The 12005-nt window shown below is 63.2% G+C and carries 14 protein-coding genes and 2 pseudogenes; 12 read left to right on the plus strand and 4 right to left on the minus strand.

The window, feature by feature from the left end:
- Window positions 1-163: 163 nt before the first annotated feature.
- From NKJ01_RS17710 to NKJ01_RS17745, 8 genes are all read left to right on the plus strand, one after another.
- Complete coding sequence (locus NKJ01_RS17710) at window positions 164-571, plus strand: endonuclease domain-containing protein (protein ID WP_352729762.1); 408 nt, start codon at window positions 164-166, stop codon at window positions 569-571.
- Window positions 568-954 (plus strand): VOC family protein, encoded by a 387-nt coding sequence (locus NKJ01_RS17715; RefSeq protein ID WP_352599182.1) that lies wholly within the window; start codon window positions 568-570, stop codon window positions 952-954. The genes NKJ01_RS17710 and NKJ01_RS17715 overlap by 4 nt, the downstream gene beginning before the upstream one ends.
- Window positions 955-960: 6 nt before the next feature.
- Window positions 961-1452, plus strand: a complete 492-nt coding sequence (locus tag NKJ01_RS17720) for a GFA family protein (RefSeq protein ID WP_023762059.1) — start codon at window positions 961-963, stop codon at window positions 1450-1452.
- Window positions 1449-1925, plus strand: coding sequence for a GFA family protein (locus NKJ01_RS17725; protein WP_031261007.1), 477 nt, complete (start codon window positions 1449-1451; stop codon window positions 1923-1925). The genes NKJ01_RS17720 and NKJ01_RS17725 overlap by 4 nt, the downstream gene beginning before the upstream one ends.
- Window positions 1922-2881 (plus strand): prolyl aminopeptidase, encoded by a 960-nt coding sequence (pip, locus tag NKJ01_RS17730; protein WP_352729765.1) that lies wholly within the window; start codon window positions 1922-1924, stop codon window positions 2879-2881. Before NKJ01_RS17725 ends, pip begins: the two co-directional genes overlap by 4 nt.
- A gap of 187 nt (window positions 2882-3068) precedes the next feature.
- Window positions 3069-4685, plus strand: coding sequence for a citramalate synthase (cimA, locus tag NKJ01_RS17735; protein WP_352729767.1), 1617 nt, complete (start codon window positions 3069-3071; stop codon window positions 4683-4685).
- 83 nt (window positions 4686-4768) lie between these two features.
- Complete coding sequence (gene rarD, locus NKJ01_RS17740) at window positions 4769-5695, plus strand: EamA family transporter RarD (RefSeq protein WP_352729769.1); 927 nt, start codon at window positions 4769-4771, stop codon at window positions 5693-5695.
- A 10-nt stretch (window positions 5696-5705) separates the two neighbouring features.
- Entirely contained in the window at window positions 5706-6392 is a 687-nt protein-coding gene (locus tag NKJ01_RS17745; RefSeq protein ID WP_352729771.1) for a glutathione S-transferase family protein, read from the plus strand.
- A gap of 12 nt (window positions 6393-6404) precedes the next feature.
- Here the strand turns inward: NKJ01_RS17745 and NKJ01_RS17750 are convergent, their stop codons facing one another.
- A complete protein-coding gene (locus tag NKJ01_RS17750; protein ID WP_352729773.1) occupies window positions 6405-7403 on the minus strand; it encodes a transporter in 999 nt (332 codons plus the stop codon).
- A gap of 177 nt (window positions 7404-7580) precedes the next feature.
- Window positions 7581-7871, minus strand: coding sequence for a muconolactone Delta-isomerase family protein (locus tag NKJ01_RS17755; RefSeq protein WP_352729775.1), 291 nt, complete (start codon window positions 7869-7871; stop codon window positions 7581-7583).
- A 110-nt stretch (window positions 7872-7981) separates the two neighbouring features.
- Here NKJ01_RS17755 and NKJ01_RS17760 point away from each other — a divergent pair, with 110 nt between their 5' ends.
- Entirely contained in the window at window positions 7982-8866 is an 885-nt protein-coding gene (locus NKJ01_RS17760; protein WP_352729777.1) for a LysR substrate-binding domain-containing protein, read from the plus strand.
- A gap of 93 nt (window positions 8867-8959) precedes the next feature.
- Here the strand turns inward: NKJ01_RS17760 and NKJ01_RS17765 are convergent, their stop codons facing one another.
- Window positions 8960-9571 (minus strand): LOG family protein, encoded by a 612-nt coding sequence (locus tag NKJ01_RS17765; protein ID WP_352599169.1) that lies wholly within the window; start codon window positions 9569-9571, stop codon window positions 8960-8962.
- Between the two features lie 143 nt (window positions 9572-9714).
- Between NKJ01_RS17765 and NKJ01_RS17770 the strand changes: the two genes are divergently transcribed.
- Window positions 9715-11190, plus strand: a complete 1476-nt coding sequence (locus tag NKJ01_RS17770) for a LysM peptidoglycan-binding domain-containing protein (RefSeq protein ID WP_352729779.1) — start codon at window positions 9715-9717, stop codon at window positions 11188-11190.
- A 29-nt stretch (window positions 11191-11219) separates the two neighbouring features.
- On the opposite strand, the pseudogene NKJ01_RS17775 reads toward NKJ01_RS17770, so the two are convergent.
- A pseudogene (locus tag NKJ01_RS17775) lies at window positions 11220-11459 on the minus strand (NAD(P)H-dependent oxidoreductase); the annotation flags it as partial.
- Here NKJ01_RS17775 and NKJ01_RS17780 point away from each other — a divergent pair.
- Both NKJ01_RS17780 and NKJ01_RS17785 read left to right on the plus strand, forming a co-directional pair.
- Window positions 11451-11585: pseudogene (locus NKJ01_RS17780) on the plus strand (LysR family transcriptional regulator); the annotation flags it as partial. The pseudogenes NKJ01_RS17775 and NKJ01_RS17780 overlap by 9 nt on opposite strands.
- A 67-nt stretch (window positions 11586-11652) precedes the next feature.
- Window positions 11653-11994 (plus strand): ArsR/SmtB family transcription factor, encoded by a 342-nt coding sequence (locus NKJ01_RS17785; protein WP_352729781.1) that lies wholly within the window; start codon window positions 11653-11655, stop codon window positions 11992-11994.
- Window positions 11995-12005 lie beyond the last annotated feature (11 nt).

A 12005-nucleotide genomic window follows, 5' to 3' on the forward strand; every position in this document is an offset into this window, starting at 1 on the left:
GGTCAATCCGAACCGACCAAGAGACCGATCCTGCCTCAATCAGATGGCCTTCATATATGAATAACTTTCCCCGGACAGTCCTGCGCAAGGGGGGAGATTGGCAGCTCCACCGAGTAGACCTGTTCTGCAACGTTTAGCAGCCCTTCTCGTACGAAGGTGCCTGATGGGTCACGACCTCGTCCCATCACGCCAGCGCAAGAACGCAAAATCCATGCGTCGTGTGATGACCGACGCCGAGCTGAAGCTCTGGAACGAGCTTCGCGCGCATCGGCTAATGGGCTTAAGCTTCCGCCGGCAGGTGCCAATCGGCCCTTATATCGTCGATTTTGCCTGCTCGGACAAAAAGCTGATCATTGAGGTTGATGGTAGCCAGCACGCAGACGCTGAGCACTTCGAGCGCGATTCAGAGCGCAGCGCATATTTGAAGAGTAGCGGCTGGACCATCCTGCGCTTCTGGAACGACGACGTCATTCGCGATATCGACAATGTCTGCCAGCACATCGTGATCGAGGCCGGCCTTGCCGGCGCCGAAATGCCGGCGGGCGAACGAGCAAGGGAGGCAATTTCATGATCGACCATCTCGGCATCACTGTTGCCGATTTCGACGCTTCGAAGGCTTTCTATGACAAGGCGATGGCGCCGCTTGGGGCCTCGCTGCTTTACATGGTGCCGCTCGAATACACCGGCGGCGCCAAGGTCGGTGGCTACGGCCGTGACCGCCCGGTGTTCTGGCTGAGTACCGGCAAGGACAAGCCGAGGGACCGCCAGCACGTCGCTTTCACCGCGCGCAGCCGCGCCGAGGTCGAAGCCTTCCATGCCGCGGCACTTGCCGCCGGCGGCAAGGACAATGGCGGGCCGGGCCTGAGACCACACTATCACCTGGACTACTACGCCGCCTTTGTCCTCGATCCCGACGGCAACAATGTCGAGGCCGTCTGCCATGCCACGGAGTGAGCGGCGATGAGCCTCGACAATCGGCCGATCTATACCGGCGGCTGCCAGTGCGGCGCGGTGCGCTTTCGCGTCGAAGGCGCGTTGGGAGACGCTTCGATCTGCCATTGCCGCATGTGCCAGAAGGCGTTTGGCTCGTTCTACGCGCCGCTTGTTTCAGTGCGCGGGGCGAAGCTCGACTGGACGCGCGGTGAGCCGAAATATTTTCGCTCATCCAACCATGTCGATCGTGGTTTTTGTGCCAATTGCGGCACGCCGCTGACCTTCACCGCGCCGGATGGTGTCGGGCTGGCGATCGGTGCGTTCGACAATCCGGCGGAGATCGTGCCGTTGATCCAGTGGGGCACGGAGGCAAAGCTGCCCTATGTCGATACGATCCCGGAACTGCCGGGCGAGGAGACAATGGCCGATATGTCGGCGGCCCCCTATCTGGCCGATCTCGTCTCCTATCAGCACCCAGACCACGACACCGAACAATGGCCGCCAAAGGAGAAGTCATGACCGATCAGGTAAGAACCGGCGGTTGCCAGTGCGGCGCCGTGCGTTTCCGCATTCATGGAGCGCTCGGCCGTCCCTCGATCTGCCATTGCCGCATGTGCCAGAAGCAGTTCGGCTCGTTCTTCGGTGCGCTGGTGACGGTGCCCAGGGATGGCGTCGAATGGACCCATGAAGAGCCGAGTTACTTCCAGTCGTCGGTCAACATCGATCGTGGCTTCTGCGCCCGCTGCGGGACGCCGCTTACCTATCGGCAGCCTGGTGGACTGGAGATCGCCATCGGCGCCTTCGACGATCGTTCGGACCTGGCACCGCAGATCCAGGTCAATTACGCAGCGCGGCTGCCCTGGGTGGAGACGATCTTCGACCAGCCCGTTCACCAAGACCCCGACTACTACGCGAGGCAGGAGCAGATCATCTCCTTCCAGCACCCCGACCATGAAACAGCGGACTGGCCGATCAAAGGTTTGCAACTATGAGCTGTCAATTGCGTACCCTCTACCCCGAAATCGAGGCGTTCGATTCCGGCATGCTCGATGTCGGTGACGGCCATCGGGTCTACTGGGAGCGTTCCGGCACCAAGGGCGCCAAGCCGGCGGTATTTCTGCATGGTGGGCCGGGCGGCACCATCTCGCCAAAACACCGGCGACTGTTTGACCCGAGCCTATACGACGTCATCCTGTTCGACCAACGCGGCTGCGGAAAATCGACGCCCAATGCCTCGCTCGAAGCCAATACGACATGGCATCTGGTTGCCGATATCGAACGGCTGCGCGAAATGGCCGGGTTCGACCAATGGCTGGTGTTCGGCGGCTCCTGGGGCTCGACCCTGGCGTTGGCCTATGCCGAAACGCACCCTGAACGGGTCAGCGAACTGGTGGTGCGCGGCATCTACACGCTGACGCGCGCCGAACTCGAATGGTACTATCAGTTCGGCGTCTCTGAAATGTTCCCGGACAAATGGGAGCGGTTCCTGTCGCCGATCCCCGAGGCCGAGCGTGGCGACATGATGGCCGCCTATCGCAAGCGGCTGGTCGGCAGTGACCACAAGGCCCAGATCGAGGCAGCGCGCGCGTGGAGCCTGTGGGAAGGCGAAACCATCACGCTGTTGCCGGAGCCGGAGACCAGCGGACCGTTTGGGCAGGACGACTATGCCGTCGCCTTCGCCCGTATAGAGAACCACTATTTCGTCCATGCCGGCTGGCTCGAGGAAGGGCAGCTGCTGCGCGACGCGCACAAGCTTGCGGATATTCCCGGCACCATCGTCCACGGCCGCTACGACATGCCGTGCCCGGCGCGTTATGCCTGGGCGCTGCACAAGGCCTGGCCGAAGGCGGATTTCCACCTGATCGAGGGTGCCGGTCATGCGTATTCCGAGCCGGGTATCCTCGACCGGCTGATCCGCGCGACGGATGGTTTTGCGGGGAAGAAATGACAGTGCCATTCGCCCCCCTCTGTCCTGCCGGACATCTCCCCCTCAAGGGGGGAGATTGGCTTGCATTTCGGCTTTCGCAAATATTCGGCGCAGCAAGAGATGGCGGAGCATTCGAGCTGCCGATCTCCCCCCTTGAGGGGGAGATGGCCGGTAGGCCAGAGGGGGGTGCTCGCGCACCCGCAGGACTATGAAAAAGCAACGCCTCTATCTCTTCGACACCACATTGCGCGATGGCCAGCAGACGCCGGGCATCGACTTTTCCGTCGAGGACAAGATCGCCATCGCCAAGCTGCTTGACGCCTTCGGCCTCGACTATGTCGAGGGTGGCTATCCCGGCGCCAACCCGACCGACACCGCCTTCTTCCAGGAGAAGCGGACGACCCGTGCCAAATTCGTCGCGTTCGGCATGACCAAGCGGGCAGGGGTATCAGCGTCCAACGATCCCGGACTTGCCTCACTGGTGCAATCTAAGTCGGACGCTATCTGCTTCGTCGCCAAGAGCTGGGATTATCACGTCCGCGTCGCGCTCGGCTGCACCAACGAGGAGAACCTCGACGCCATCAAGACCTCCGTCGAGGCGGCGATCGCCGCTGGCAAGGAGGCATTGGTCGACTGCGAGCATTTCTTCGACGGCTTCAAGGCCAACCCCGACTATGCGCTGGCCTGTGCCAGGACCGCTTATGATGCCGGCGCGCGCTGGGTGGTGCTGTGCGACACCAATGGCGGCACCCAGCCGTCGGAAGTCCGCTCCATCGTCGAGAAGGTTATTTCGTCCGGTATGTCAGGCGATCATCTCGGCATCCATGCCCATGACGACACTGGCCAGGCCGTGGCCAATTCGCTGGCTGCGGTCGAGGCCGGCGTGCGCCAGATCCAGGGCACGCTCAACGGCATCGGCGAGCGCTGTGGCAACGCCAATCTGATCTCGATCGTGCCGACGCTGGCGCTGAAGTCGGCCTTCGCCGACCGTTTTGAGACGGGCATTTCGACTGAAGCGCTGACCGGCATTTCGCGCCTGTCGCGCGCCTTCGACGAACTCTTGAACCGCGCGCCGGAAGCGCAAGCGCCCTATGTCGGCGCTTCCGCCTTCGCCACCAAGGCCGGCATCCACGCCTCGGCGCTGGCCAAGGAGCCGGCGACCTATGAGCATGTGCCTCCGGAAACGGTCGGCAACCGCCGCCGCGTCATGGTTTCGGACCAGGGCGGCAAGGCCAATTTCCTCGCCGAACTGAAGCGGCGCGGCATCGACGTGCCGAAGGACGATCACCGGCTCGACGCGCTGATATCGGTAGTCAAGGAACGCGAGGCCGAGGGCTATGCCTATGAGGGCGCCGACGCCAGCTTCGAGCTTCTGGCGCGCAAGATGCTGCACGGCCTGCCTGAGTTCTTCAACGTCACCTCGTTCCGCTGCATGGTCGAGCGCCGCTTCGACGCCAACGGTCAGTTGAAGACGGTGTCCGAAGCGATCGTGAAGGTGATGGTCGACGGCGAGGAGAAGATGTCGGTGGCCGAGGGGCATGGCCCGGTCAACGCACTCGACATCGCGTTGCGCAAGGATCTCGGCAAGTTCCAGGGCGAGATCGCCGACATGGAGCTCGCCGACTTCAAAGTGCGTATCCTCAATGGCGGCACCGAGGCGATCACCCGCGTCCTGATCGAATCGCATGACGGCACCGGCGCGCGCTGGTGGACGGTAGGCGTGTCCGAAAACATCATCGACGCCTCGTTCCAGGCGCTGATGGATTCCATCGTCTACAAGCTGATGAAGAACCGCGAAATGGCGGGACTGGTGGCTGCCGAATAGGGTTGAACCATCAGCGAAAGTCCATTGATCCATCAGAACTTTGCGATGGTCTTGGCAAAGTGGCTGGGCCATAGCGTTGGCCCATGGCCACTGAAGCAATTACCCTGGACGCTGATTCCAAGGCCCGTCGCGGCTTCCTGCTTGCACTGGGCGCTTATTTGCTGTGGGGAATGCTGCCCTTCTACATGAAGGCCGTGGCGCATCTGCCGCTCGCCGAAGTCATTGCCCACCGCATCGTCTGGTCGGTGCCGATCGCCGCCGCCGTTCTGGTCTGGGCCGGCCGCACGGCGGATTTCAAGGCAGCACTTCGCTCACCCCACACCATCGCCATGGCCGCGCTGACGGCGGCGCTGATCTCGGTCAACTGGGGCGTCTACGTCTGGGCGATCGCGGTCGACCGCACGGTCGAAACCGCGCTCGGCTATTACATCAATCCGCTGGTCAGCGTCGTCGTCGGCGCGCTGTTGCTTGGCGAGCGGCTTGACCGTCTGCAGATCGCAGCCGTGGTACTGGCGGCGGTCGCCGTCGCGGTACTGACCATCGAAGGCGGCAAGCTGCCCTGGGTGTCGCTGGCTTTGGCGTTTTCCTTCGCCGCCTACGGCTTCTTTCGCAAGACGCTGCCGATCGGCCCCAGCCAGGGGTTTCTGCTCGAAGTGCTTTTGCTGTCGGTGCCGGCGCTTGGCTACATCATCTATCTGATCGCGACCGGACAGGACCACATCGTATCCAGCAGCGGTGCCGATACGGCATTGCTGATGGGCTGCGGTCCGGTCACATCGGTGCCGCTGCTGTTGTTCGCCTTCGGCGCCAAGCTGCTGCGCCTCTCCACCATCGGCATCATGCAGTACATCGCGCCGACCATGGTGTTCCTGATCGCCGTGCTGATCTTCGATGAGCCTTTCGGCACCACCCAGGCCATCGCCTTCGCTCTGATCTGGACGGCACTGGCGATGTATTCCTGGTCGATGTTGACGACCGCGCGCAGGGCTGCGCCGAAGCTCGCACAGTAAGGGATTTCGGATGTACCTGCTGCATATCGCCAACAAGAACTATTCCTCGTGGTCGCTGCGGCCATGGGTGCTGATGCGAGCGCTGGATATCCCGTTCGAGGAGCGGCTGACGCCGTTCCCGACCGGATCGAGTTGGGAGCTTTACCGGTCGTTTTCACCCAGCGGCCGTGTGCCGTGCCTGATCGACGATGGTTGGGCGGTCTGGGATTCGCTCGCCATCGCCGAATATCTGGCGGAGCGCCACCATGGCGTTTGGCCCGTCGAAGCCAAGGCGCGCGCCTGGGCACGCTCGGCCGCCGCCGAAATGCATTCGAGCTTCACCGCACTGCGCGGTTCATGCCCGATGAGTTGCGGCGTGCGGGTAAAGCCGTTTCCGATGTCCGACGCGCTGAGGCAGGATCTTTTGCGCCTCGGCGATCTCTGGAACGATGGTCTTGCCCGTTTCGGCGGGCCGTTTCTGGCCGGCGCTCATTTTACCGCCGTCGACGCCTTCTTTGCGCCCGTGGCATTTCGGGCTCAGTCGTACGGGCTCGTTTTCGAAGGGGCGGCCGCCGCCTACCCGGCGCAATTGCTTGCCTTGCCGGCGATGCGCGAATGGTATGCGGATGGCCTTGCCGAGACCTGGCGCGAGCCCGACCATGAAGCGGAAGTCGCCGCCACTGGCACCGTCCTCGAGGATTTTCGCGCCTCGGCGTGAAAGGTACTGACGTTACATCCCCCGGCCGAGCCGTCGGACGAACAGATAGGTAGCCGCGGCGATAACGAGCGATACTGCTGACACCACCCAAAAACCCATCGGCGTGTTGACCAGCGGCAGCCCGCCGACATTCATGCCGAACAGGCCTGAGATGATGGTCATCGGCAACAGCACCGCCGTCATGACAGAGAGAACATAGAGGAGCTGGTTCGACTGCATGGTCAGCTTGGCCATCAGCTCGTCCTGCAACAGCCTTGTGCGCGCCTGCAACTGCTCGCCGTCATGATAGAGCGTATGCGCCCGTTGCGAGAGCCTGACCGCCATGTCGTTGATCGGGTCAGGCAGCTCGTTGCGATGCGAATGATCGAGATGCCGGAACAGATTGGTGATCGTCGCCATCTGCCGATGGATCACCACCAATTGTCGGCGCGCCTCGACCAGCGCTTGTCGTTCATTGTGCCATGCATCGCGCACGACACGGTCCTCGATGCCGTCGAGCATGTCGCCCAGCTTGCGGAGCTCGGCCGACATGCCGTCGAGCGACTGGCCCGTGACCGCCTCGATCAGTTCCGCCGGCGAGCGGAATTTCCGCGATCCATTTTCCACCGCCTTGCGGACGGCGTCGACCGATTCCAGCGGCTGCTTGCGAGCGCCGATCAGCATCGTGTCGTTGAAGGCGAAGCGGAAATGGACGAGTCCGCGCGCCTCCGAAAAGTCGTGCCTGAGATCCGGCAGATCGCCATAGAGCCAGCCATCCTCGAAGTCGATGTGGCAGCCATGGCTCGGGGCAAGGAAGGCGTCGCGCACCGGCCCCGGCAAAGCCCTTTCGGCGCCGATCTCCTGGCGTGCGTGCAGGTCAGTGATCTGATAGCTGCGCCATGTCCAGTGCGCGGCGGCTGCGTCCCTGGTTCGCACGCCCTCTGCGGTGAAGTGATAGATGAAGAACAACCCGTGCTCGTCAGGCAGGTAAGGCGACAGGTCAGTGCCTTCCGGGGCGAGAGCGATATCCATGGGCGAGGCGCCAGATTCAGGTTTCGAACATGGCGCCGCTTGGCGGTCGCCTGATCCCAATTTCTAGCACGTGCGAACCCGATTTCGTGTGACCGTTTCTTGACAGGCGATCACAGCCTGCCGATCGCCTGCGTCAATCCGGTGGTGACGCCTTCGCCGCCACCGGATTGCGTCCTCTCAACGCTTCGGGCCGAACCCAGGGTAAGGATTGAGCGGCACGATTGCGGAGATATCCATCATGCCGGCCTTGATCAGGGGCAAGGTGGCGAGATGGCCGCGCACGTCCGCGTCGCTGCCGGCCTCGAACATCATGCCACTGCCTGGTATATCGCCGCGGTTCCATACCTGGCGGACCGCGCCTTCGGCGTAAAGCGTGCGGCGCTGTTCGGCCTCACCGGGCAGCAGCGGCGCGAAATCGGCATCGGTAAACTTTTCGGTGTTGCGAGTGAGAAGGGCAAAGAACTGCATGTCGGTCTCCTTTGGTTGGGATGGCCGAGTATCACTTCCACTGGTCAGACTGTCTAAGACTGATTAGGCTAGAGTTAAGACCTATGAGGACTTGGAACCTCGGAGAAAAAATGTTCGACCTGCGCCAGATCAGGTATTTCGTCACCGTCGCCGAAGCCGGCAATGTGGGTCGCGCCGCCGAGATGCTGCATATCTCGCAGTCGCCGCTCAGCAGGCAGATCATGCAGCTCGAGGAGCAGCTTGGCGTCTCCCTGTTTGAGAGGTCGAAGCAGCGGGTCCATCTTAACGCCGAGGGTCGCGCCTTCCTCGCGGAGGCCCGTTCGCTGCTGTCCAATGCGCGACGACTGGAGGAGTTCGGCCGCAACCTGGCCAGCGGCGCCGTCGGCCGTCTTGCCATCGGCTACGTCGAAGGCGCCGTGCATGCCGGGCTTGTTGCAGGCATGCTGCGCCAGTTCCGCCGCGACCGGCCAGACTTTCACCTTCAGTTGCGAAGCCTGCGTTCGGCGGCGCAGCTGGAGGGGCTGCGGCAGCGGGTGCTCGATCTGGGCTTTGTCTATTCGCCGCCAGCCGACGATGACCCGGATGTCGCCGCCATGGCGCTGCGGCATGAGCCGCTGGTGCTGGCGATCCCCGAAGATGATCCGCTTGTTCAAATATCGGAGATCGGGCCGCATCACCTCGACGGCCGCACCTGGATCACGGTCGTGCGCCAGCCCGACGACACCAACCGCGGGCAATTCCTTGCCGCCTGCGCCAAAGCCGGTTTTCTGCCCGACATCGCCTATGAGACGGCGGACCCGCTGACCTCGCTTGGTCTGGTCAGCGCCGGCCTCGGCCTGGCGACGGTGCAGGCCAGCCTGCGTGCCGCCGCTCCGCCGCGGATCGTGTTTCGCGACCTGCCATGGTTCGAGCGCACGGTTTCCATCTATCTTGCCTGGCGTCGTCATGACCGCCGCGCGGTGATCGCTGATCTGCGGCAGGCAGTAGGGCAGTAGGCAGTAGGCAGTAGGCAGTAGGCAGTAGAGGTTGCCGTTCCCCGGCATTCATACTGCCTACTGCCTATTCCCTACTGCCTATTCCCTATTCTGTCACATCTTGTCTATCACCGACTGCACGCCCTCGGTCGGGGCGTCGACGGAGGACCCAGCCACCATGATGGCGGCGACGATCGCTTCGGGGTCGTCGACCACCAGCGGCCTGACTCGCTGCGCGGTGTGGATGAAGCCCTCGGCGGCCATGTGATCGAGCAACGCCAGCATCGGGTCCCAGAATCCTCCTACATTGCCGAAGACGATCGGCTTGCGGTGATGGCCTAGCTGCGCCCAGGTCATGACCTCGACAATCTCCTCGACCGTGCCGATGCCGCCCGGCAGCGCCACAAAGGCGTCGGATTTCTCGAACATCTTGTGTTTACGCTCATGCATGTTGTCGGTGATCACGAGTTCGTCGAGCCGATCAAGCGCGGTTTCCGTCGCCTCCTTGTTGATCAGGAAGCGCGGAATGATGCCCGTCACCTTGCCGCCGGCGCGCAGGGCGCCTTCGGCGACGGCGCCCATGATGCCTTTGGTGCCGCCGCCATAGATTAGCCGCAGGCCCGCTTTGGCGATCGAGCGCCCGAGCAGGTGCCCGGCCTTGATATAAATTTCATCGCGGCCCGGAGACGAGCCGCAATAGACGCAAACGGATCGAATCGTGTTCATGCTGATGATTGGTGATTGGGTCTGAAAGCGCGGTCAAGCCCCAAGGGTCAACAAGCTCGGGCTTTTTCTTGTCGGTCCCTCTTTCTTGTCGACATGGGCAAAACAGGCTAGACCGGCGTTAGGTGGCTAAGGGGTAGCGAAATATGGTGATTAATCCATTGAAGGCGTTCCTGTTCGTAGCGGGTGGGACCGTTGCGGCCGCGGGGACCGCCTATGTATCGGGTGCGCTCGACCCGTATCTTAATCCGACACCGCCGCCGCAAGTGGCGGCCTTGACGCCGCCCGCGGCGCCGAAACCGGCTGATCCCGGCACGGAAGCGCGGCTGCCGCCAGCGGCTGTGCCGGCCGCGCCTGCCGCGGTGCCCCAGACAGCGGCGCCGGCCGCACCGGCAACGGGTGCAGCGGTTCCGGCAGCGCCAGCTGCGGCCGGTCCGATCGCACCGTCCTTCGATGTCGTGCGCGTCGAGAGCAATGGCTCCATTGTGATTGCCGGCAACGCGGCGCCCAACGCGAAGGTCGAGATCCTCAACGGCACGCCCGTGCTCGGTTCGACGGTCGCCGGTCCCGACGGCGCCTTTGTCATCGTGCTCGACGATCCGTTGAAGCCTGGCGACTATACGATTGCCCTGCGCGCGACCACCGGCGATGTCGTGACGCCCTCGGTGCAGACCGCAGTCGTCTCGGTTCCCAAGAATGCGGCCGGCCAGGTGCTGGCGATGGTCGAGGAGCCGGGCAAGCCGGCCGAACTGCTCACCGTTCCCGCGCCCGAGGCAAAGCCGGCCGCCCCGGCTGCCGGCGACCAGGCCGCCGCGCCGGCTGCTCCCGCGGTGGCGCCCGCAACTGCTTCGGCACCAGCCGCGCCGGCTCCGGCGCCGGCCGTGGCTGAAGCGTCACCTGCTCCGGCAGCCCCATCGGCGCCGGCTGCGCCAGACGTGTCCGAACCCAAGATCGTCGTCGAGGCGGTGGAGATCGACGGCAACAAGATATTTGTTGCCGGCCTCTCAGATCCGGGCCGCAAGGTGCGCGCCTATGCCAATGATATCCTGCTCGGTGACGCTCAGACTTCGCCGAACGGCCATTTCCTCGTCGAGGCGACGCGCGACATTCCGGTCGGCAGCTACACCATCCATGTCGACGGTCTCGATACCGACGGCGTGAAAGTGGTGGCACGCGCCGCCGTGCCGTTCGAGCGCGAGCCGGGTGAATCGATCGCCGCCGTGGCGCCCGCGGAGCTCAAGCCTGCCGAACCTGCTGGCACCGAAGCGCCTGCCGCTCCGGCCGCTGAAGCGGCTGCTCCCGCAGCAGCGGCCAGTGAAGCTCCGGCCGTTGTGGTGGCAGCCACGCCGCCAAGCGATGTGCCCGAGACTGTGGCGCCCAAGCTCGAACATGCGGACGGCGCCGTCATCATCCACCGCCACGACACGCTTTGGCGGATTTCACGGCGTGTCTACGGTCATGGCATGCGCTTTTCGACCATCTACCTCGCCAACCAGGATCAGATCAGCGATCCTGATCGCATCTGGCCGGGACAGGTGTTCAAGGTCCCGGAAAAGTCCAAGGAAGGCGAAGCCGCCGACCTCAAGGCGATGGGCAAGCAGGTGACGACAAAGACCAACTAGAGACAAGGCTTTCCAGAGGTCGAAGTCAGCTAGCTCGTTGAGCCGCTTAGGTGAAGTTTGAACCCGGTCATGTTCTGATCGCCCAGGTCGGGGCGTAGCCTCATGCTCGGAATCAAATAGTCGCCGCCATTCTGTCGGCGATAGGGAATGGGCAGCGCGGTAGCGAGCGTTCTCATTCGCTCGCGCAGGAGCTCGGCAGCGGGCTCGAAGTCGGCTTCACCGAAGCGGTCGACGCTGTAGGCGACAAATGGCGGGAGCAGCTGCCGTCCGTCCCGTTGAACATGCTGATCGTCCCGGAGCGCGCGGGCGTTGCAAGGGTTCGCCTGCTGGTCGACTTTCTGGCTGAACGGATAGCCGATATCCCGGGGATCGAGAAGTCCATCTCACAGCGTTAGCCGCTATCTGGTCTGCCCAGAAGAGTAGCTTGCGGTAGCGCCAACCATCGTTTATCGCCGATGGACGATGAGCGACAGCCCCTTCGAAACCCATACACTTCGCTCCGGGTCTGAGGCCCCTGACAGCCGCGCCGTGGCCGCCCGGCTTGCCGCGCTTTCGCACCCTGCGCGTATCGAAATCCTGAAATACCTGTCGGGCAGCAATTCCTGTTGCTGCCGCGAGGTCGTCGATCGTTTCGATCTGGCGCAGTCCACCGTGTCACAGCATTTGAAGATATTGGTCGAAGCCGGGCTGGTCCGCTTCGAGCCTGATCGCCAGCGTTCGCGCTATGCGATCGACCACGCCGCGCTCGCCGACGTCTCGATGTCGCTGACCGCGCTCGTCAATTCCTGCTGCTCCGGCCGCTAGAACCATGATCC

The organism is Mesorhizobium sp. M0276, assembly GCF_040321755.1.
Lineage (GTDB): Bacteria > Pseudomonadota > Alphaproteobacteria > Rhizobiales > Rhizobiaceae > Mesorhizobium.